At 36.3% G+C, this 21957-nt stretch carries 17 protein-coding genes and 1 pseudogene; 8 read left to right on the top strand and 10 right to left on the bottom strand.

Translation table 11 applies throughout. The annotated features are described in order from the left end of the window. Positions 1-27: 27 nt before the first annotated feature. Entirely contained in the window at positions 28-588 is a 561-nt protein-coding gene (locus KHA97_RS22090; protein WP_213126970.1) for an integrase, read from the bottom strand. A 291-nt stretch (positions 589-879) separates the two neighbouring features. Between KHA97_RS22090 and KHA97_RS22085 the strand changes: the two genes are divergently transcribed. The 3 genes from KHA97_RS22085 (at position 880) to KHA97_RS22075 (ending at position 2853) form a co-directional block, all read left to right on the top strand. Further along, positions 880-1134: a KGG domain-containing protein gene (locus KHA97_RS22085; protein WP_233713733.1), complete on the top strand. Its 255-nt coding sequence runs from the start codon at positions 880-882 to the stop codon at positions 1132-1134. Positions 1135-1388: 254 nt separating this feature from the next. Continuing rightward, on the top strand, positions 1389-1859 hold the full coding sequence (locus KHA97_RS22080) for a con-10 family general stress protein (protein WP_213126968.1): 471 nt from the start codon (positions 1389-1391) through the stop codon (positions 1857-1859). 121 nt (positions 1860-1980) lie between these two features. Continuing rightward, a complete protein-coding gene (locus tag KHA97_RS22075; protein WP_213126967.1) occupies positions 1981-2853 on the top strand; it encodes a metal-dependent hydrolase in 873 nt (290 codons plus the stop codon). A 144-nt stretch (positions 2854-2997) separates the two neighbouring features. On the opposite strand, the pseudogene KHA97_RS24210 reads toward KHA97_RS22075, so the two are convergent. Both KHA97_RS24210 and KHA97_RS22065 read right to left on the bottom strand, forming a co-directional pair. Further along, a pseudogene (locus tag KHA97_RS24210) lies at positions 2998-3099 on the bottom strand (YjcZ family sporulation protein); the annotation flags it as partial. 102 nt (positions 3100-3201) lie between these two features. Further along, the gene (locus tag KHA97_RS22065) at positions 3202-8394 is read right to left on the bottom strand and encodes an ATP-binding sensor histidine kinase (protein ID WP_213126965.1); all 5193 of its coding nucleotides are present in this window, start codon (positions 8392-8394) and stop codon (positions 3202-3204) included. A 172-nt stretch (positions 8395-8566) separates the two neighbouring features. Here KHA97_RS22065 and KHA97_RS22060 point away from each other — a divergent pair, with 172 nt between their 5' ends. Further along, a complete protein-coding gene (locus KHA97_RS22060; protein ID WP_233713725.1) occupies positions 8567-8722 on the top strand; it encodes an anti-repressor SinI family protein in 156 nt (51 codons plus the stop codon). On the opposite strand, the gene KHA97_RS22055 is transcribed toward KHA97_RS22060, so the two are convergent. Beyond that, positions 8703-9425 carry a response regulator transcription factor gene (locus KHA97_RS22055; RefSeq protein WP_213126964.1) on the bottom strand — a complete coding sequence of 241 codons (723 nt, stop codon included), beginning with the start codon at positions 9423-9425 and terminating at the stop codon, positions 8703-8705. The two genes, KHA97_RS22060 and KHA97_RS22055, sit on opposite strands and share 20 nt — an antisense overlap. 599 nt (positions 9426-10024) lie before the next feature. On the opposite strand from KHA97_RS22055, the gene KHA97_RS22050 reads away from it, so the two are divergent. Then, positions 10025-11329, top strand: a complete 1305-nt coding sequence (locus KHA97_RS22050) for an MATE family efflux transporter (RefSeq protein WP_325167529.1) — start codon at positions 10025-10027, stop codon at positions 11327-11329. Between the two features lie 382 nt (positions 11330-11711). On the opposite strand, the gene KHA97_RS22045 is transcribed toward KHA97_RS22050, so the two are convergent. The 5 genes from KHA97_RS22045 to KHA97_RS22025 all read right to left on the bottom strand — a co-directional run bounded on the left by KHA97_RS22045 (position 11712) and on the right by KHA97_RS22025 (position 18817). Continuing rightward, positions 11712-12359 (bottom strand): FusB/FusC family EF-G-binding protein, encoded by a 648-nt coding sequence (locus KHA97_RS22045; protein WP_233713724.1) that lies wholly within the window; start codon positions 12357-12359, stop codon positions 11712-11714. A 396-nt stretch (positions 12360-12755) separates the two neighbouring features. Next, positions 12756-13583, bottom strand: coding sequence for an alpha/beta fold hydrolase (locus KHA97_RS22040; protein WP_213126962.1), 828 nt, complete (start codon positions 13581-13583; stop codon positions 12756-12758). 151 nt (positions 13584-13734) lie between these two features. Continuing rightward, positions 13735-15474: a sulfate adenylyltransferase gene (locus KHA97_RS22035; RefSeq protein WP_213126961.1), complete on the bottom strand. Its 1740-nt coding sequence runs from the start codon at positions 15472-15474 to the stop codon at positions 13735-13737. Between the two features lie 200 nt (positions 15475-15674). Then, on the bottom strand, positions 15675-18161 hold the full coding sequence (locus tag KHA97_RS22030; RefSeq protein WP_213126960.1) for a hypothetical protein: 2487 nt from the start codon (positions 18159-18161) through the stop codon (positions 15675-15677). Between the two features lie 146 nt (positions 18162-18307). Then, on the bottom strand, positions 18308-18817 hold the full coding sequence (locus tag KHA97_RS22025; protein WP_213126959.1) for a GNAT family N-acetyltransferase: 510 nt from the start codon (positions 18815-18817) through the stop codon (positions 18308-18310). A gap of 272 nt (positions 18818-19089) precedes the next feature. Here KHA97_RS22025 and KHA97_RS22020 point away from each other — a divergent pair, with 272 nt between their 5' ends. The 3 genes from KHA97_RS22020 to KHA97_RS22010 all read left to right on the top strand — a co-directional run bounded on the left by KHA97_RS22020 (position 19090) and on the right by KHA97_RS22010 (position 21387). Further along, positions 19090-19755, top strand: coding sequence for a hypothetical protein (locus tag KHA97_RS22020; RefSeq protein WP_213126958.1), 666 nt, complete (start codon positions 19090-19092; stop codon positions 19753-19755). Positions 19756-19987: 232 nt separating this feature from the next. Next, positions 19988-20458: a DinB family protein gene (locus KHA97_RS22015; RefSeq protein ID WP_213126957.1), complete on the top strand. Its 471-nt coding sequence runs from the start codon at positions 19988-19990 to the stop codon at positions 20456-20458. Between the two features lie 104 nt (positions 20459-20562). After that, entirely contained in the window at positions 20563-21387 is an 825-nt protein-coding gene (locus KHA97_RS22010) for an aldo/keto reductase (RefSeq protein WP_213126956.1), read from the top strand. 30 nt (positions 21388-21417) lie between these two features. On the opposite strand, the gene KHA97_RS22005 is transcribed toward KHA97_RS22010, so the two are convergent. Further along, on the bottom strand, positions 21418-21885 hold the full coding sequence (locus KHA97_RS22005; RefSeq protein ID WP_213126955.1) for a CBS domain-containing protein: 468 nt from the start codon (positions 21883-21885) through the stop codon (positions 21418-21420). Positions 21886-21957: the final 72 nt, after the last annotated feature.

The raw sequence follows: 21957 nt of genomic DNA, 5'->3' as shown, positions 1-21957 counted from the left end.
TCCTCCCGTTCATCATTGATATCTTTATCAACTAGCAGTTTGTCTGTTTTCTTCCATTACAATGTTATTATAATGTAATAAATCTGAAGTGTATAAGGTTCTATATGTGGCTAAACTATGTTCTTTCACATTATAAAAATCTTCCCAATTAACTATTCCGTATATACGATTTAATATTTCAGCGTTTCTCCATGCCGTTTCTTCAAATTCAATATTCATTTCATGCTCTTCGATAATCATTTGAAACAGCTGGCCATTATTTCGATATTCTGATTCAGAATGATATCTTCTCATCTTAAAAATCTCAATCGTTTTAGGCAATGATTTCAATAATGCCTCTCGATCCATAGCATGCCCCAATTCATGCATCGTAAGAGCTTTAATATAAGTTTCCAATGAAATTGGTTTTTTCATGCTGTTTCTAGCTTTTTGAACACGACTCAAATCACAGCCAAGAAAATGATGAATAAAGTCATAACTCATATTAACGCCTGTATTCTCTGTTTTTAGATTTATATTCATATGAACGGCTTTTGTCGTTGAAAGTATCCACTGCTTGATACGTTTATTTATATTTCTTTTTCTCATTTTTTCCCCTAACTTTCAATTTATGTGAAACTATTAACGTAAATAGGTGAAATTTTTACTAATTATTAATCTAGTTGTTTCTGACTATTTTAATATTATAATTTAATTATTTTATATTTCAAGATGTTATTCTCCTAGTATTCATGCTTCTTTATAGATTTTCAGTTCTAATATACTAGCCAGAAAAAATAGTTTAATAATAATTCTAGCGGATATACATATATGGATGAAAGACCAAAACTTTTTAAAGGAGAGATTCTAATGGTAAGCAACAACGATAACCGTGATGGAATGTCCCATGAAGAAGCAGGTCGAAAAGGCGGAGAAACAACCGCTAAAAAACACGATCATGAGTTTTATGAAGAAATTGGAAGAAAAGGTGGAGAAGCCACTTCCAAAAATCATGACCGTGACTTTTATGAAAAAATAGGTAAAAAAGGTGGAGAGGCTAGAGCCCGCCAAGATGGTCAAGATGGAAAAATGAGCTTATCTGAAGCTGGTCGTAAAGGTGGAAAACATAGCCACGGCGGCGGAAGAGACAGCTAATACCTTATAAATGAATTATGGGAACAAGGTTAAGGGATATTTTTCTCTTAACCTTGTTCTTTTTTATTTGACTCAGCTAGAGATAATATAATGGTATCCTTATGAGATTCGATTTTCAAGATGTTTTTCTCCTCCCATTCATGCACCTTTCTAGTTTTTAAGTACGAAAGAACTAGCCAAAAAAAAGTTTAATAAGAAATCTAACGGATATACATATGGATGTAAGACCAATACTTTTCAAAGGAGAGATTCTAATGGCTAGAGACAACAATAACAACAATCGTGACGGAATGTCCTTAGAAGAAGCAGGTCGCAAAGGCGGAGAAGCAACCGCTAAAAACCATGATAGAGATTTCTATGAGGAGATTGGAAGAAAAGGTGGAGAGGCCACTTCCAAAAATCATGATAGAGATTTCTATGAAGAGATTGGAAAAAAAGGTGGAGAAGCTACTTCGGAAAGCCACGATAGAGACTTCTATGAAGAGATTGGAAAAAAAGGCGGAGAGGCTACTTCCGAAAATCACGATAGAGATTTCTATGAAGAAATTGGAAGAAAAGGCGGAGAGGCTACCTCCGAAAATCACGATCGAGACTTTTATGAAGAAATCGGAAAAAAAGGTGGAGAAGCTAGAGCCCGCCAAGATGGTGACGATGGCAAAATGAGCTTATCCGAAGCTGGCCGTAAAGGCGGAAGAAATAGCCATGGCGGTGGAAGAGATAGCTAATATCATATAAATTGTATTTCGAACAAGGTTAAGAGTAAAAACTCTTAACCTTGTTCTTTTTTACGTAAGGAAATAGGATATAATTAAGTGATATCTTATATTAATTAATGGGGGTATGGGAGTGGATACGATCACACATACTTTGTTTGGGCTAGCATTATACAGGGCCGTTGATAAGAAGAATATGGATAAAAAATATAAAAGAGCCTATCTTCTAACAGCTGTAGGTGCCAGCCAGATACCTGATATTGATGTAATTTCACAATTATGGGACTCAGAAGGTCTTTATCAAATGTGGCATCGAGGGATCACTCATTCCCTGTTTTTAACTCCTGTTTGGGCTTTATTGTTTTTCCTTCTTTGTCTATTGTTATTTAAAATTAAAGATATTAAGTTATTTTTACTCGCTTGGCTGGCGGTTTTCATCCACGATACGAGCGATCTATTTAATGCCTGGGGTACAGGATATTTAGAGCCATTTTCAAGTATGCGTTTAAGTTTTGGTACGATTCCGATTGTTGATTTTACTATTTGGATTATAATCGGCATAGCCTTCCTATTTTCAAAGAGAACTAAACTAAAGAGTCCATATTATTTTAAAATGGCTTGGGCGCTTATCGCCATTCATATTTTGGTCCAGAGCACACAAGGCTTTCTCGTTTATAAGCAGTATGAAAAAAATAATGACCAGGTTGCCCTTTCTGCAAATTTTATCCCATGGACATTCACAGTTATTACGAAAAAAGCTGATAAAGTTACAATTTATCAAGATAATCTTTTTCAAGAAAAGAAAGAAATGTATGTTTTACAGTCAAAAGAAGATGCTGACTTGGACACCCTATTTACTAAATTGCCGCAGGCGAAGACACTTTATGAATGGTCCCCATTTGTAGTAGTAGTAGACGACGAAGATCGTCTCGGCTTATATGATCCTCGATTTTATCGCAAAGGCCAGTCATTTTTATTCGAATATATTGAGAAAAAGAAGAACTAAAAAGGCAATTCCAAAAGGAAGTTGCCTTCGTTTTTCCAATCAAAGCTGAAATCTGTTACACAATACTTATCAAATAAAGAAGAATGGGAAGAATGGAAAGAACCCGAATCCGACAAAGACAGGGTCGTCTCCGCCTCCGTAACCACCACCTACATACGCGGTTCCGACAATAATCAACAAAATAAACAGCACTACAATTAAAGCAAAGCTGAAGCCACCTTTTCTTTCAACCTTTTCTTCCTCCACATTACCCCTCCTTTCACCCGTGACAGGCATGCTACAAATTATGTTATAAATCTAGTGGTGATTGGACATGTATCCCATAAAAAGCAAAACCTGTTCAAAAACCTAAAGAGCTTCTTCCTGGAGTTCAAATATGGGCAGTTGAATTATAAAACTTGTCCCTAGCCCTTCTACACTTTCTGCTGAAATTTCTCCACGATGGTAATGAATAATTTCTTTACAAATTGCAAGTCCTAATCCATTGCCATCATTTCTTTCTACTGATTTTGTATAAAATCGATCAAAAATTAACGGGAGATTATCTGCTGATATACCTATCCCAGTATCGGAAAGAATAAAAACAACTTCGTTTCTATCTAAATCCACTTTATGTTGTAAAGTAACCCCACCAACCTTAGTATTTTTTAATGCATTGGAAATAAGGTTCTGAATCACCTGTTCAATTCTTCTAATATCAACTTCGAGAAGTGGATATTCTTCTGTTTCAGAAAGCGGATCTATTAAAACGGTAAAACTTAAATTTGCATTCACTACTTCGTGCTCAAATAGTTTTTTTAAATGATTCAGCAATTGATTGGAAGGGACGTACTCGAGATGAAGTGACAATCCACCTCCCTCAAGCTTTGTTAGTTCAAATAAATCTTCAATCATCCGATTTAGCATTAATAAGCGTTGATGACTTCTTTCTAAATACAGTTCTTTGTCTTCCTCTTTTGTTATGACACCTTCTAAAATTGCTTCAATATAGCCGCGAACCGATGTAATCGGCGATCTAAGATCATGAGATACATTTGATAAAAATTTCCGTCTCATTTCTTCAGATTGCGCTAATTCACGGTTTGCTTTTTCTAAATCTTCATATGCAAATTCTAATTGTGCAGTACGTTCCTTCACTTTTCTCTCTAAATTTCTGTATAAAAAGGCATTCTCTAAAGAAATGGCTGCCTGCGTAGAGAATATGTTCAATATTTCAATTCTTTCTTTTGTAAAAGCATGTGTCACCATATTATTTTCTAAAAACATCGCACCGACTAGCTTACCTTGATGTAAAATTGGAAAGCATAAAATAGATTTAGGCTGGTGTTTCTTAATATAATGATCATTCTTAAACATTCCATAAATAGCACCACTTGATACGACAATAGGTTCATGACTTTTTTCTACATAATGAATCATGTTTAAAGGGTACTCTATTTTGACTTCTTCATTAAATATCTCGATTTCATCTTTGTTCCCGTGGGCAACTGGAACTAATTGTTCATTTTCTTTTATAAACATTACTATTTTTTCTGCACCGCTATTTTCTAATACGATATTCATTAATCTAGTAAGAAGCTCCTCAAGCACAATTTCTCCTGAAAGTGCCTGCGCTGCCTTCATCATTGTGGCTAAATCAAAGGAGTTCGTTATTGATTGACCAGTTTTATTCACTTCCAGTATTTCTTCTTTTAATAGATTCTGATATTCTGTTTTAATTGATTTTGCCTTTCGTATTGCTCCCCAATTCTCATATGCCGATAGAGCTGTAGATAAATAGGCTTTAGCCACAAAAGGCAAGTCACGAGAAAGATAAAAGCGTCCTGCACATTCAGATGCAATGGCTGTATCTTGAATAAACCCATTCTTTTGTGCCTGCTTAATGGATCGATCGTAATACAACGAAGCTTTTGTAACCTCCCCTTTCATTCTTGCTTCTTCCGCTTTTATCAGCATATATTTATGCTCGTAGTTGGAAGGGGAATGTTTTGACCATTTCTTCCATAAAGAAAGATGCTTTTTTAATTGTTTTCGAAAGTAGCTTTTTTCTTTCATCACTGAATCGTTATACAATTTAGCCATCCATAAATCTTTGTAAAAATAATACTCCGGAGCAATGACTAGAGTTAAAGACCCATCGACAAGATTATTTAATTTTTCCATTAACTCCTTTGCAATATCTCGTTCATTCAGTAAATATGCCATCTGCAAACGAACAGTATAGTGAACAATTTCTGCAGAATCATCATCAGTTATTTTCGGAAAGCTCCAATTAATATTTGCAATTTCCTCATTTAAAATATGAATCCAATATTTCACTTCATTCAAATAGTTTCTTGATAGATCATATTGAATTTGATTGGAAAATTGGAGCTGTTCTTCAATCGTATTTAGTGTTTCCGCGAGCTGATGACCTTTTAAAAAACTAATCATACAAATGAACGAACTGCATGCTCCTGCCAGGTGGGCGTTTCCCGATTCAATACAATGTTTTTGAGAATGCTCTAAATATTGTTGACTGTATACGAGATGATTTTTCCAATGATTTACAAAGGATCCATATACAAAATACACCCTGCCCAGCAAGTGGGAATTTTGGCTTTTCTCCGCCTCATAAAGAGCCAGGCGTCCAAATTCGTAGCTGTCATTATATTGATGAAATCCGGAACTTAAAATGAGAGAGTAATTATTATAAACAAGAGCCGAAACATCTGTTATTCCATACTTTATTGTAAAGTTAAACGCCTTTAGCATTAGGAGTGCAGATAAATTTTGATCCACATGGTAAGAAGAAGCGTTCATATTAATGAGTGTCTGCAATATAATCTGCTTTTCATCATCCAAAATATGAGGCAGTCGCTTTAAATCACTTGCTTTTCTCCTGCTTAAATACATCTTAGTTAATAAAAACTCCTTCGCTACGGCAAGCTTTCCAGGTTTTTTATTAATTTGAAATCCAAATAATTGAATTCCTTTCAAGCCACAATCAATTGCTTCTTCTACTCGATGCAAATGCGTATATAAGGCCATTTTCAATTGATAAATTCGGAGCTGCTCCTGTTTTGTTTGGACCCTACTCAACGCTTCATCAAATCGTTCTTCAGCAAGATCAAATTGATTATCTAAATATTCAGCTTCTCCAAGCCCGATGGTCAATCGTGCGGCGAGTTTATTATGCAGCTCCCAACCGTTCTCGCCTAGTAGTTCTTTTCCTATTTCAAAAAACGAAAGAGACGCCTTAAATGCTGCACCTTGCTTTGCTTTTTCCCCCGCTATACAATTCCATTCAACAAGCTTAAGTTTTTCACTTTTACTCAAATCATTCCGGCTTTGATTAAAATGGTTTGTAATATCAAAGATTTTTTCTTCAAAATGATTTTGACTCGTATAATACGATAATAACAGTCTACCAATCGATAAATGGTACTGCTCCCGTTCACTTACGGTCATTGTTGAATATATTGCTTGTTGGACACGGTCATGAAGAAATTTATAATGGAGTGGTTGTATTTCCGTAAGGTTATTCTCTCTTTCTTCATATATCCACTTATAACTAGGACTAAGTGGTAAAAGCATCCCTTCTCGCAGTGCTTCCCAAAGTGTACTGACAGTAACAACTATATTTTTTTCGTAGACCGCACTTAACACATTGATATCAAACTGATTTCCAATACATGAAGCAAGTTTCAATAGCCTTTGAGTTTCTTCAGGAAGTTTATTAAATCGCTCCACAATCAGCGCAATAATATCATCTTGAATTTTCATATTAGGCAATTTTCCTAAGTCGCATGTCCATTTTCTTAGTTCTTCATTAAATGAAATGAATTGTTGTTCATAAAAGGATTGAAATAATTGTTTTATAAAAAAGGGATTTCCTTTTGTAATTTTTTCGATAAAAGCAGCAAGTTCTTCCGACTCTTCTTTACGACAATATAATGCGTCCTCCACCCATTCTCGTATATCTTCTACTTGCAAAGGAGTTAGGTGAATGGATGTAACTAGGCCCCGAATAGATTGGAGCTCTTTGACCATTAGATGAAAAGGGTGGGTCACATCTACCTCATTATCTCGATAAGCTCCAATAACGAATAAAGATTTAACTATTTGTTGAGATAAAATATATTGCAGTAAATCTAATGTCGCATGGTCCGCCCATTGTAAATCATCTAAAAAAATGACGAGTGGATGGTTCTCATCAGAAAATAAGTCGATTAACCTTAAAAAAGCAAAACGCAAGCGTGTATGACTCTCAATAGCAGGTAGTTCTTCCGGTTCTTCCACATCCCCAACGATCCATTTAATGGCCGGTATCATTTTTGCAATGGATGCCAAGTATGGTCCCATTTCGGTTTCCAAGCTAGTTTTCCAATGATGTATACTGTTTTCCCCTTCAGCCATTACCTGCTTTAACAAATCTTGAAGAGCTTCGATAAGAGGATAATATGGGGCATCACGCTTCAATTGATCAAATTTCCCTGAAATAAAATATCCCTTATTTCGAACAAGTGGTTTTTGCACCTCATTAACCAAAGCTGTTTTTCCGATTCCAGAAACTCCTGGAATCAGGAAAAAAGAACAATGACCTTTACAAACATGATTAAAGGCAGTAATGATGGTCTTTAATTCCTCATTCCTTCCATATAGCTTATCTTCAATATCAAAAATTTGATGTGGATCATTTTCGGCTATTGAAAAATCCAACTGCTGTTCGAATTTTAATAAATCATGTTTTAATCCAGTAGCACTTTTATAACGAGATTCAGGCATTTTTGATAATAATTTCATAATCATTTCAGATAGTTTATATGGAAGTGATGGGTTAATCTCGTGAGGCGGGATAGGACTTTTAGCAATATGGGCATGAACAAGTTCAATTGGATCCTCCATATCAAAAGGCAAACGACCCGTTAGCAGCTCATACAATACGACTCCAAGTGAATATAAATCTGTGCGTGAATCAAGAAAGCGATTAATTCGACCTGTCTGTTCTGGAGAAATATAGTGGAGCTGCTTACCTAATATGTAAGGATTCATGTGAGCACGATAATTTTCACGTTTAAGCATGGCCGCGTGATAAAAACCGGTAATTTTTAGTTCATTCGCCCATTCATTTACTAAAATATTATCCGGTTGTATATTTTTGTGAATGATTTGACTTAAATGAAGCTCTTCGATTATGGTCGTTAACTTTTTAGCAATCTGTAAAAATTGTTTTATGTCTACCACGTGTTTATTCATAAAAGAAGTTAACGACATTCCTTCAAATGGTTCTGTAATTAAATACGATTTATTCCAATAACTTTCTAGCTTAATTGGTTTTAATAATCCAGTTAATTTAAGGTCTTTCGTAATATTATATTCATGAGTAATGGTAGCTATATCCTGGAAATCTAGTTCTTCTTTTATAAGCCTCTTTATTAAAACCTTTCGATTGGACACTTGATCAACTGCTTTAAAATAGGCACATGATTCGGTAGTTTCAAATTCAACAATATCTTCATAACCCGGTAAATTTGTTTGTAGGTCGAGAGCTACATTCATAGAATTCCTCCATTACATCATGATGGGATTTGCTCCTTACTTACATCATTACCCACATCTACTCATTCGACAATATCTGCCGGCAAAACTTTAGCAAATCTTTAGAATAATTTGAACGCAACTTATACTAAGTTCTGTAACATATGTGATAAATGACGTTAGAGGTGATCTTATGGTGCAAATGACCGAGAAAAACTCCTTAGATCTACAGCTCGACCAAGAATGGGTTTTATTAATAAAATTAGCCAAAAATCAAGGATTGAGTATAGATTATGTACGGAATTTCTTAAAAGAAAAAAATCGCGAAGTTAATATAGGTCAGAATTAAACTTATATCCAATTCCCCTTACCGTAGTGATATATTTTTGCGACGTTGGATCAACTTCGATTTTTTTACGAAGATTACTTATATGAACCATCACCGTTCGATGATCCCCGAAACTACTTTCACCCCAAATATTATGAAAAAGTTGTTCGAATGAAAATACACGATCGGGATTGGAAGCTAATAAACAAAGAATTTGAAATTCTTTTGTAGACAAGTGTATATCTCTGCCATTTGCTTTCACAGAATAGGACTCTTGATCAATCAATAGTCCTGGATACGAAATGATGGGCTTTCTATTAAGGAAATTCTCTGATGATGGGGAAATTTTTTCTAATAGGCGATTTCTGCGAAGATGTGCTTTAACTTTAGCTATCAAAACGGAAGGACTGAAAGGTTTGGAAATATAATCGTCGCCCCCTACTCCAAGACCAACGATTTTATCAATATCATCTTCCTTTGCACTTAAAAATAAAATAGGAACATCACTTTTCCGTCTTATCATTTGACATACTTCCAAACCATCTATCCCTGGCAACATAACATCCAAAATGATTAGATCCGGCTTTTCCTGTACAAAAACATCCATAACTTTATATCCATCGTCTGCTTCAACTACACGGTAACCGGCATTACATAAATACAATTCCAGCACTTTACGAATATCATCATCATCATCAACAATTAAAACAGTCTCCTTATTCATGTTTCCCCCCCTTTTGTCTATATATTTTAAAAAAATTTTTAACCAAGGATGTTGATTACCTCTACAGGTGCGAACTTTCCACTTCAATCAACAAAACGAAAAAATATCTATAAATTTCAACAAAGTCTTAAGAATTAATTCCTAAATAGAGTTTAATTCAGCAAAAATGGGTTTTCATTCCAGTTCCATTTTACCATTGTTCTAGGAGATTCGATACAATTATTGGGAAATTTGTCTTTTAATAGGGTTTATGTTCACATACTTTTTGTTGATTCAATCATTGAAAATATTTAAATAAATGGGAGCGCAGTAATCTGTGTACTACTGAACTTTTAACTCTATTGATTAGAGTTGAAGATGTTTGTCGCCCCTCCTATTTAAGTATTTTCGCTTCCAATTTTATAACTCTTTCTAACTATATCCTGTACAGACTTCATTTCTTTCTATTTTTCTAAAAATTATGCTTGCTTTTTTATGCCACGCATATGATATAACTATTATATTGAAGATAGAAAAATAGAAAGATAACATCTGAGAGAGGGTAATGGGGTAGTGATAAAAGACATGACAGAAGGTCGGCCACTCAAACTAATTTTTGCATTTATGGGGCCGATGATCATAGGGGATTATTTCAGCAGTTATATAATATGGCAGACGCATTAATAGTAGGGAAATTTGTAGGTTCTCGTGCACTTGCTTCAGTTGGTGCTACAGGTTCAACCTTTTTTTTTATTCTTTCCTTGACCCTTGGGCTGACAAATGCTTTTTCAATTGTGATGTCCCAATATTTCGGAGCAAAAAACGAGGAAATGGTAAGGAAAACGTTAGTAAGTTCTATTTATATCACAATAGCATGTACTATTTTATTAGCGATTGTCGGAATTTTCGGTGCTAGACCTTTGATGCAGCTTTTGAAAGCGCCAACAGAGATTATCGATGATGCCGTGCTTTATATTCAAATTTGTATCGGCGGAAGTGTTGGCCTTCTTTTTTATAATGCTGCGTCTGCGGTCCTCCGTGCTGTTGGGGATAGTCGAACACCTCTATATTTTTTAATTCTTTCATCCATTCTTAACGTCCTGCTTGATTTACTGTTTGTCTTAAGTTTTGGCATGGGCGTTGCTGGAGTCGCGATTGCTACCGTTATATCACAGGTTGTTTCAGCTGTAATTTGTGTCATTTACACTTATCAAAAGTTTCCGATATTCCGAGTGAAACGTACTGACTGGAGTCCTCATTATGGGAATATTGGCATGATTTCTAAAATCGGTATTCCAATGGGTTTGCAAAGTTTATTACTCTCAATAGGGGAAATGACTGTTACAGGCGTAGTGAATTCATTCGGTACAAACGCGGTAGCTGCTTATACTACTGGTATGAGAATACAGCAATTTGCTACTCTTGCCTTCTTTAATATGGCACAAGCTTATTCCACCTTTGCCGCTCAAAACTTAGGTGCCAAGAAGTTTACGAGAATCCAAGATAGCTTTAAAAAGGTTGCACTTATTTTAATTGCGATTACGCTTGTTTCTGGTGGATTAATTATTATATTTGCAGATGAAATTGTGAGGTTATTTATTTCAAATCAAGATGCTCATCTTGAGGAAATTGTAAAAATGTCTAAACAATTACTATTCATCAGTGCCTGCTTCTTCCCATTTTTAGGACTAATATGGTTCTATAACAATACATTACGCGGCATGGGTGAAGTGGCGATCCCGTTATTTTCAGGGATTGTCGAGCTAATAGCGAAAGTAGGTCTATCTATAACACTAGGTATGATGTTCGGTTACATAGGTGTTTGGTGGGCAGGTCCTATTGGCTGGGCCCTAGGTTTAATCCCATCTGTTATTCAGTATCATAGCGGAAGATGGAAGAGACAAGCAGATCGGATTGCCGCGTAATACGAAAAGCACAAGAGCCTTGTTTATAGACGTACAGGCCAGTAAGATGCGGGTCTGTCGACGAAGATACTTTCTTTACTTTTTATATTATCTAATAGAGCTCTCGGAACATCTAATAGATTTACAAATAATCTAATAGGGTGCTCAAAACGTCTAATAGAATTCTAAATCATCTAATAGAGCATGCAAATCATCTAATAGAATCTTAAATCATCTAATAGAGCATGCAAATCATCTAATAGAATCTTAAATCATCTAATAGAGCATGCAAATCATCTAATAGAATCTTAAATCATCTAATAGAGCATGCAAATCATCTAATAGAGTGCTCGAAACTTTTAAAATGCCCCACACCTTAACAGGTTGTGGGGCTTTTACTATGTTAACGTTTAACCAATTCGATAAATTGATTTAGTTTATCAAGTGTTTTAATGTTCTGGTTGCATTTTTGGCTATCGCTGCAAATGTAATTTCCTCTATTCGTGTACGTTTCTTTCCCACTTTTTACATTTGCCATGAATAAAGCTACTTCCTCAAGACTATTACAAAGAGAACAAATTCCTTTTGTCGTATTCCTAAATGTTCCGTTTATCCCTATCAATTTTCCATTGTAATCGAAAACGAGATATTTTCTCTCTGAGCGAATATCATACCATCCCAAATATGAAGTTTCCTTTAAATCAATCTCCTCCATTTTGGGGAGTTTCAATTTCTTCGCTTTAGGAAATAGCTTCTCAATCGTCTTTTCTGATACGGATCTAAACGGAATGACATAAGGTTTTAATTCTTCAAGAAAAAAATTGGCTTGAATTTCTCCATCAATTTCCGGTATTTTATCGAATATTGCTTTGTCATACTCATCTTCCGGAAATAGATTCATAACCTTATCTAGAGATCTAAACGCTACTGCTTTAAGAACAGCAGGATCCTTCACTATAGAATAAGAAGAAACTAAATTTTTCACTTGATGTTTTATAAAATTATATTGGTCACATCGGATAAATGCTTTTGTGTTCATATGGCTTTCCATTTAAGACAGCTCCTTATTTTTAAATATTTGTGGAAATAAGGGGCAAAGCCATTTATAAATTAGGCGATGTATAATATTTCATTCTCCACCTCATGCAAAGAATCGCCCTGTCATAATAGGCTTTGCATGAGACGATCCAAGCCCTGGCACTGTATAATACGCCATGTGATATCACCTCCAGAAACTATGTAAGTATTATACAACAACATTCATTTGACTTGCACTCGAAAAATACATACACCCACTGGAAATCAACGGATGTTAATCAAAATTTAGATTCTATCCTTTTATCAGTTCTTTGATATCCTCTAAACCCATATTTGTCAATAAAATGCAGAGTTGAAAAATTCCTTGGCCTTTTTTAGGAGGCAAGGAATTTTATTATGATATATTACTTTAACTATTTTCCATTAAAAAATTTTCCAACATCGTGTTAAACTTTTCATCATGTTCCCAAAACATGAGATGTCCACCGAGAACTTCAATTGACGATTTAGGGGAAATCCTTTCGGTAAATGCTTTTGCAATAGGAGCCCAGTGTTCGGCAATAACTGTAAGGACAGGGACTGACTCGCTAGCAAGTTTGGCTTCTTCTCGATAATCGGAAAACATCCCAGAAGCAAATAAATTAGCAGCAATATAATGTGGTGTTTTTAAAGATTGTTCCACTAGCCAGCTTAGCTCATTTTCCTCTAACTCTCTTTGTACCATGACACCGGTAGCATAACCGCTAATAAACTCTCGTTGCTTATCTCGATCTTGAAGATAATGGGTATAGGCAGCGGCAATTTCATCAAGTGGCCCCTCAACCCAGTCTTGTTCATGGTTGATTGATAACGGTTTTGGGGATAGATCTATAAAAGCCAATGATTTAATATTTTCTGTGCCTTGCTGTTTTATATATTCCCATATCGTCAAACAGCCGAACGACCATCCAACTAATGTAACATTTTTCAGTTCTAGAGCCTCTATTACTTTAACCAAATCCGCTCCATGCGTTACGTAATCATTGCCATGTAATGTGATGGATGATCTACCATGACTGCGGGGATCCATTACAATTACACGGTTGGTTTTCTGAAAGTACTCAATTTGCTTTGAGAAAACTTCCGTTGTAAAAGTCCATCCCGGAATGAAAACAATTGGATCTCCAATGCCAACATCCTGAACAAATAATTCTACACCGGGTTCAATCTTAATATATTTTCCACCTTGAATTGCCATAGCCTGTCCCTCCCTAATATCATCTATTACTACTTATATTCTGGGAAGACAATAAATAACCTTTAAAAATTTCACTAATTATCCAATAAAGGAATTTTCACTTTATACAAAAATCCGCCAATCGGAGTGCCAATTAGCGGATTTTTTTAAACTAATTTTTTTCTTCTATCTTCTTATTCGTTTCATCGCTTCCACGATAGCGACGATATGGCAATGTGTTCCACGATCGATAATTAATATCGTCATCCCGCAGAACCTTTGGAATATCTGAAAGTATCTTTTTGGCAACTTCCAATTCCTGTTCTGCCTCTTCTTTATCTTGATACATAAATTCATCGGAAGCTGTGACTGGAGCTTGTTTCACCTTTTCCTCCAAATCTTCGATGACCATTTCCTGTTGATGTTTTAATGCTTCTCGCGCATCTGCTACCCATTCCGGTTGCAAATTACGATTTATATCTCCAACACTACTATACGCTTCAAAAATGTCCCGATAAATTCGGTCTGCATTTGAACGAACATCCAAATTGGCCATTTCCAAATCAAGATTTGTCAATTCTTCGATAGTTAAAGGGGTGTTCCGCTTCGGTCCACCAAGCCTCGTTCTCTCCAAATAAAACGGGAACATACTCTTAATCGTTTTTCCAACAGGTGAGATAGCGTTTCCATCTTCATCAAGCCCTTTAGGCTGAACTCCCTGCATTGCAATTCTAGCCGATTCAGGACGAACAATTTCTTTTGGCGGCATAATCCCGTGACGAAGCATCTCGCGAATTCCTGTACCGGAAATGCTGATGCGATAACGCTCATCATGTGGACAAGATTGAACAGTCCCCGGGGTATCACAGCGCGTGCAGTAAAAAACTTCATAGTATAAGCGAACATCAATACCCAGTTCAGCTGGTTTAAACTGATCGAAAATTCTATGGCTCGCATACTTATCGTAATAATCGCCAATTCCTGCGTGGTCTCGGCCGATTAGTGCATGTGTACAACCATAGTTTTTCATAATTAATGCATGTAAAACCGTTTCCCTTGGTCCGGCAAAAATATACGTCACTCTAAGCGGGGCTAAAATGGAACGACCCTTCGGGTAATAAGTTTCTAGAACACTTTTATACGCAAGCATACGAAACTCATGGCGGGTGTATTCGCGTTTCGCCATTTCCACTAACGGTTGTAAAAACAATCCATCTACTTCTTCAAGTGCATTTTTATGAATGTATTCGTGCCCTCTATGTAAAGGATTTGCTCCTGTAATAAAACCTGCTGTTGAGCGAAACTTCTTTTCTTCATAAAATATTCGCCACGTATCTTGCGGTTCGAGTCGAAGCTTTTCAAACGGCCCCCAATTCACTCGTCGCAATAACTTAATAGGTCCACCTAGCGCAGTATCTCCCATTCTCCTATAAATAGCATCGACTCCTGGGTGATTGCGATCCGTCGTACCAAATAGGTGGGATGCACGAAAATCTTTATCGTAATCAAAAATATCCTCTATTTTTAGAATCGCAACAGGATCATTTTTTTCATCGGCAAGTGTAACTTCATCGCCAATTGAAAGAGTAAGAATAACTTCTTTATTGCGATTACCAATTGGAGCAAAGCTAAGCGGTGCTGGCCAAATTAATCCGCTTTTCAATCGGCCTGTCGTCAGTACAGAATGATAGTCTTCTTTATTCATAAATCCCTCATTAGGGGATAAAACACCAGTAGCTATCATCTCAAGTGTTATAACAGCTTCCAAGTCTACCATAATCGTTGGGAGCTGCTTTGCCCTGATTAATTCCGCCTCCAATTCTTCGCCCGTTACCACTTTATTCACTAATTTTCCGCCATGCGGCTGTTGTGGGTAATTGGCAAATTTACTTTTCTCCGTAACCTCCAACATTTCTCTTCCTCCCTTGTAAAAAAAGTATTTTTCTGCAAGCGATGACTGAAAAAATGTATGTTATATTTTGAATATTAACATAATTTTTCATAAACTTAAACCCTCCATAAGTCTTATCCGCCATGCATAACCTACTAGAAACCGATATAATTTAACTCCGAAATAAAGAAAAAACTTCTATAAATTATATAGAAGTTTTCCTAAATCTTCTTGATTGCTATTACCGCAATGCTCTCTTTATTTGGAGAGAGAATAACAGCGTTGCCCGTTACATTCTGTAATTGCAAGGCCGCAGGGGTTTCTTTTACACTTATGATCGTTTCTGCGGCATCAATATAATAATCATCACCCGCTCCCTTATAGTAACTCAATGGAGAAATGATTTCACCGTTTGCATTCATTGAAAAATATCCAATTTCATCGGATAGCACATAATGGGAGATTCGATAATCACCAGGTTCATAGACCATCAAATTACCAGCATAATCATAATAAAAATGTTCGATGCTTTCACTATTAATCCAAACCCGATCAAAATGGACAATTTCTTGATTGTCTACGAGTTGCCCAATAATGCCCGATGATACTAATATGGTATCTGCCTCGATAAGGTGCTCTTGTAATTGCGGATAATTTTGCCTCAAAATATCTTTCAACTTAACATCCCGTAGGTCTTTATCCATTTCCGAATAATCTGCATCAATTTCATCTATATCAAGTTGCAGATCGTAATCATTGATTGCTTGGATGTCCTGGTTTGGTTCGCTGTGGCGAGTTGATTCGATGTCGCTGGTTGATTCAAAGTCGAAGGTTGGTTCAATGTAACTCGTTGGGTCAAAGTCTACAGTCGGTTCGATTTCGCTGTTCGATTCAAAGTCGAAGGTTGGTTGGATATCACTCGTTGGCTCAAACTCGACGGTCGGTTCGATTTCGTTGGCCGATTCAAAGTAGATAGTTGGTTCAATTTCACTTATTGATTCAAAGTCGGCGATCGGTTCGATTTCGCTGGCCGATTCAAAGTTGATGGTTGGTTCGATGTCACTTGTTTGCTCAAAGTCGACGGTCGGTTCGATTTTGCTGCTCGATTCAAATTCGAAGGTTGGTTCGATATCACTCGTTGGGTCAAAATCGACGGTCGGTTCGATTTCGTTGGGCGATTCAAAGAAGATAGTTGGTTCAATGTCACTTATTGATTCAAAGTCGGCGGTCGGTTCGATTTCGCTGGCCGATTCAAAGTAGATGGTTGGTTCGATGTCACTCGTTGATTCAAAGTCGGCGATCGGTTCGATTTCGCTGGCCGATTCAAAGTAGATGGTTGGTTCGATGTCACTCGTTGGGTCAAAGTCGACAGTCGGTTCCATTTCGCTGGTCGATTCAAAGTAGATGGTTGGTTCGATGTCACTCGTTGATTCCAAGTCGGCCGTCGGTTCGATTTCGCTGGCCGATTCAAAGTAGATGGTTGGTTCCATGTCACTCGTCGGGTCAAAGTCGGCGGTCGGTTCGATTTCGCTGGCCGATTCAAAGTAGATAGTTGGTTCGATGTCACTCGTTGGGTCAAAGTCGACAGTCCGTTCGATTTCGCTGGCCGATTCAAAGTTGATGGTTGATTCGATGTCGCTTGTTGGGTTAAAGTCGGCGGTCGGTTCGATTTTACTGGTCGATTCAAAGCTGATGGTTGGTTCGAGATCACTCGTCGGGTCAAAGTCAACAGTCGGTTCCATTTCGCTGGCCGATTCAAAGTAGATGGTTGGTTCGATTTCACTCGTTGGGTCAAAGTCGACAGTCGGTTCGATTTCGCTGGTCGATTCAAAGTAGATGGTTGGTTCGATGTTACTCGTTGATTCAAAGTCGGCGGTCGGTTCCATTTCGCTGGCCGATTCAAAGTAGATGGTTGGTTCGATTTCACTCGTTGGGTCAAAGTCGACGGTCGGTTCGATTTCGCTGGCCGATTCAAAGTAGATGGTTGGTTCGATGTCACTTGTTGGGTCAAAGTCGACAGTCGGTTCGATTTCGCTGGTTGGTTCAAAGACGACGGTCGGTTTGAAATCATGAATTGGCACGCTATCGTCAGCTGGCTCAACATCATGTAATGGGCCACAGTAACAAATATGTTTACAATTGCATTTTTTAGGATTACGTTTTCTAGTCGTGCCACAATCATCTTTCTCATTAGGGATACAGTGTTCCAGGCTTATTATATTGGATACAATTTTGAATTCATTATGTTCTATATTCATATCAGGAATTATTTCGAAATTGACATTATTCAACGTAATCTCAAAATCAGACACTAATACTGAACAATTCGGATTTTCTTCTTTGTTTTTAATGAAGAAGGTGTTACAACAGAAAATAATCTTAAGCGGTGATTTATTGCCATGACGGGAATTTGGAATAATTCGAAAATCGGTAAGTTCAGACTTTAATTTGGCATGAGGGGGAACAATGATTGAAATATTTTTCACTTGATGGATTTTAAGTTTTTTAGATTTGTAACATGTTTCTTTGCTTTTAATAAAAATTTCAATGAATCCACATACTGAAATGGTAATATTAGGATGCATTTTTTCATGACTTACATCCATTTGATCTATTCTACATTTTAATTCCCCATGAATATTGAATGTATCTTTATTAGAACACAAACTTTTATTTTCTTTCTCAGTTTCAATTAAAACATTTTCCATTCTCTCTTTGTCACCTCCATAAAAGCTCAAAAACAGGCTCTTGCTCATATCTTACGAAGGCACTTATCAATTTGTATAGGCTGCATATCCAAAAATGATAAATATAACTCAATCAATTTATCACAGGATCAAATTTATGAAGTAGGTCAAGTTAATGTACGAAACCATATAAGATGGTGTTCACCTTGTCCCCAGTAATCCTCAAGAATAACTGAAGGTTCTCCTAATACATGTTTCCAATATTGTTGCGAACTTGAAAAACCAGCATCAAGATAAAATTCCTTTTTACCTTGAAGGGCTAATTCTTTTTTAATCTGTTGGAACATAAATTGCCCAACGCCCTGCCTTTGAAAACTTGGAAGTATATATACGCCCGCAACCTCATATACATTTGGAATTGTATTAATATTTTCGGTAATATCCCGATTAGGTCTTTTCAGTGCTATAGATCCAACAATTTTATTTTGGATTTCTGTTACAAAAAAATGCACTTCATTATTATCGTAACTTTCTTGTACAACTCGATTTAAATTTTCAACTTCATCAGCAATAAGGGTAGAATCCTTTTTTTCACGAATGACTAAATCTTTAAGACAATTTCTAAATAACTCGTCAAGCTCAAGAATATCACTTTTATGAATTCTTCTAAATCTCATAGAATCTCCCATTTCTTCATATTAATAGATTTATATTATCGTAAAGTAAATTAATGGTAAAACAACTTTATGTTGTTAAAGAAAATAGCACGACAAACTATGTTCTTTCACAAGGTTTTATTGCAAGAATGAGGTCAAAGGTTGATAATATATCAGTTTTTTTAAATCGTCCCTATGGAGCGAGTTTATTTTCTTAGGACAATCACCTATACCAGTAGATTGAGTATACTAACATAAAAAATCTATTTATGGATATAGGGAGAGAATGTAGAATGTACTACTTTCGAAATACAATGCCTACTTATTCACAACCTATTTATTGGGGACCTATTTCACAGTATACGGCTCCAGTAAGATATGTATTAGCTAAAGCTGCTACTACTCCGAGCAACCAAGTAATAAGGAAAAATGTAGTTGATTTTATAAGCATGAATCGTCTGCTTTGGGAAGAGCATGTTAACTGGACAAGGATGACCATTATCAGTATTGTATTCAACTTGCCCGATTTACAATTTGTTCAGGAACGGCTTTTACGGAATGCAACAGATCTAGGAAATTGTCTCAGACCTTTTTATGGTAATCATATTGCGGATCAATACGCTATGCTGATAAAAGAACATCTGATTTTGGCAGCTGAATTAGTCACAGCATCTGTAAAAGGAGATACCAAAACAGCAGAAGAAAAGAATAAACAATGGTATCGGAACGCAGATGATATTGCCGCCTTTTTAAGCAGCATTAACCCTAACTTAGGTATAGAAGATGTAAGAAAAATGTTTTACATGCATTTAGATTTAACAAAAGACGAAGCGGTTAAAATGATTCAAAGAGATTATAAAGCCGACGTTGCAATTTTTGATGAAATTGAGGCGCAAGCTTTAGGAATGTCAGATATGATAGCTGAAGCAATCGTTAGACAATTTCCTAATAGATTTTAGAGTTTGAAACTGAGCTTTTTCCTAAAGCGTTAAAGGATGTGAATTTTACTATTTTCCTTTTGACAAACTTTATCTTTATTTTTTCTAAGGCTAAGGTCATCTATAACTCGATTGGTGACCTTCAGCTACTTTTTCTACCACCAAATAGTAAACTTAAGCAACCATTTGGACGCATACTCTCCTATTAGTTATAATTCAAATTGTGACGAAAAATAATAAGGGAGTGTTGTATGTGTACCGAAAAGTGGAGGATTTTGTAAATGATTGGAATGTTGCTTCTGCAGGAACATTAAATGTATTTAAAGCTATGACCAATGATAAGCTGGATCAATCCATCATCGAAGGTCATAATAGTCTTGGATGGTTGGCTTGGCATTTAGTTGGTGCTGCAGGTGCATTTGGCCATTTTGCTGGTCTTAACATTCCTGGCCCTACGCGAGACCAACCTGCCCCTACTGATGTAGCGGAAATAGTTGCAGCATACGAAAAAATTATTAATGCCTATAAAGAAGAAACGACTAAACTAACCGACGAGTCCTTGCTTGAAGAGGTAAATGGATTCGGAGGTCCAACACTACGCGGAGCACTTTTACGAGCTTTAATCGATCATCAAACCCATCACAGAGGGCAAATGACTGTATTACTACGCCAGGCAGGACTAACTGTACCGCCTATTATGGGACCAACAAAGGAAATGCAATAAACTCAATCCACCTACACAGGTGGTTTTTGCGTATGTCAGTTATTTCATCTTTTAAAAAATCTATGATAAACTTTTTAATATACATAAAGAAAGGAAGCGATTTCATGAAATACATAACGTTTAACAATGGGAATCGTGCACCGCAGTTAGGCTATGGGGTGTGGAAGGTTCCGAATGAAGAAGCAGCAAATGCTGTAGAGCATGCACTGGAAGCCGGCTATCGTTTAATTGATACTGCGATGATTTATAGAAATGAAGAAGGTGTCGGAGAAGCGCTAGCTAAAACTAGTGTTCCACGCGAGGAATTATTCATTACAACGAAGGTTTGGAATGCCGATCAAGGATATGAAAATACGTTAAAGGCATTTGATGAAAGCCTTGAAAAACTTGGACTGGATTATGTGGACCTTTACTTAATCCACTGGCCAACACCAAATTTTGATCAATATGTAGACACATACAAAGCATTGGAAAAAATCTATAAAGATGGACGTGCAAAAGCAATTGGCGTTTGTAACTTTGAGATTGAGCACTTGCAGAGTATATTGGATGAATGTGAAGTCGTGCCTGCAGTTAACCAAGTAGAGTGCCACCCATATTTACAGCAAAAAGAATTAAAGGAATTTTGTAAAAAACACGGCATTTATTTAGAAGCCTACAGTCCTTTAATGAACGGGACGAAGGTGTTAGAGGATCCTGTCATTAAAGAATTGGCAGAGCAATACGGAAAAACACCTGCTCAAGTCATTCTTCGCTGGCAGTTACAAACAGATGTCATTGTGATTCCAAAAACAGTCACGCCTTCACGGATGAAAGAAAATATCGATATTTTTGATTTTGAATTAAGTGAAGCGGATATGGAAAAAATCGCTTCTTTGGATCGTGGCGAGCGTCATAATGCCGATCCTAATGAAATGCATGTTCGCTAAAAGGCTGTTTTCAAGCAGCCTTTTTCTTATTTATAAATTCTCTATCAACGTTTCCTGAATTGTACGTATCAAATCACCACGACTGATAACCCCAATTACTTTATTTTCCTTATCCACCACCGGCACTTTTTTAAAATGATGCTTTGCCAATAATTCCAATACTACCTCTAAATCGTCATCCTCAAACACTTTTACAATGGAGCGACTTTTAGCAATTTGCTGGACGGGGACATCCTTTAAACACATTACAATCTCTTCTAATTTTTCCTTATCAAAAACATAAGTTAAAGAAGAATAGTAATCAAAAGCGAATATATTTTTTGGTTTGATAAACCTCAGCACATCTCCATCAGTAATCATTCCTGTTAAAATTCCATTATCATTAACAACAGGCATCCCACCTATATGATGTTCTATGAATTGTTTTATAGCATTTTTTACACTATCATTTTCATTTATGATATAAACATTATTAATCATAAAATCTTTTACTTTCATAAAAAAGTTCCTTTCTCCATTGTTTTGGCAGAAAACAAACCGTTGAATAGTGTGAATAGTTTCATATCTCTT

It is taken from the genome of Lederbergia citri (assembly GCF_018343625.1).
Taxonomy (GTDB): Bacteria; Bacillota; Bacilli; order Bacillales; family Bacillaceae_C; genus Lederbergia; species Lederbergia citri.
This window is presented reverse-complemented; position numbering and strand designations above follow the sequence as displayed.

What these genes read in the sequence shown, in the direction of transcription:
- KHA97_RS22090 (WP_213126970.1), bottom strand. Translation starts at nt 588, where the DNA reads ATGAGAAAAAGAAATATAAATAAACGTATCAAGCAGTGGATACTTTCA.
- KHA97_RS22085 (WP_233713733.1), top strand. Translation starts at nt 880, where the DNA reads ATGTCCCATGAAGAAGCAGGTCGAAAAGGCGGAGAAACAACCGCTAAA.
- KHA97_RS22080 (WP_213126968.1), top strand. Translation starts at nt 1,389, where the DNA reads ATGGCTAGAGACAACAATAACAACAATCGTGACGGAATGTCCTTAGAA.
- KHA97_RS22065 (WP_213126965.1), bottom strand. Translation starts at nt 8,394, where the DNA reads ATGAATGTAGCTCTCGACCTACAAACAAATTTACCGGGTTATGAAGAT.
- KHA97_RS22060 (WP_233713725.1), top strand. Translation starts at nt 8,567, where the DNA reads ATGGTGCAAATGACCGAGAAAAACTCCTTAGATCTACAGCTCGACCAA.
- KHA97_RS22055 (WP_213126964.1), bottom strand. Translation starts at nt 9,425, where the DNA reads ATGAATAAGGAGACTGTTTTAATTGTTGATGATGATGATGATATTCGT.
- KHA97_RS22045 (WP_233713724.1), bottom strand. Translation starts at nt 12,359, where the DNA reads ATGGAAAGCCATATGAACACAAAAGCATTTATCCGATGTGACCAATAT.
- KHA97_RS22040 (WP_213126962.1), bottom strand. Translation starts at nt 13,583, where the DNA reads ATGGCAATTCAAGGTGGAAAATATATTAAGATTGAACCCGGTGTAGAA.
- KHA97_RS22035 (WP_213126961.1), bottom strand. Translation starts at nt 15,474, where the DNA reads ATGTTGGAGGTTACGGAGAAAAGTAAATTTGCCAATTACCCACAACAG.
- KHA97_RS22030 (WP_213126960.1), bottom strand. Translation starts at nt 18,161, where the DNA reads ATGGAAAATGTTTTAATTGAAACTGAGAAAGAAAATAAAAGTTTGTGT.
- KHA97_RS22025 (WP_213126959.1), bottom strand. Translation starts at nt 18,817, where the DNA reads ATGAGATTTAGAAGAATTCATAAAAGTGATATTCTTGAGCTTGACGAG.
- KHA97_RS22020 (WP_213126958.1), top strand. Translation starts at nt 19,090, where the DNA reads ATGTACTACTTTCGAAATACAATGCCTACTTATTCACAACCTATTTAT.
- KHA97_RS22010 (WP_213126956.1), top strand. Translation starts at nt 20,563, where the DNA reads ATGAAATACATAACGTTTAACAATGGGAATCGTGCACCGCAGTTAGGC.
- KHA97_RS22005 (WP_213126955.1), bottom strand. Translation starts at nt 21,885, where the DNA reads ATGAAAGTAAAAGATTTTATGATTAATAATGTTTATATCATAAATGAA.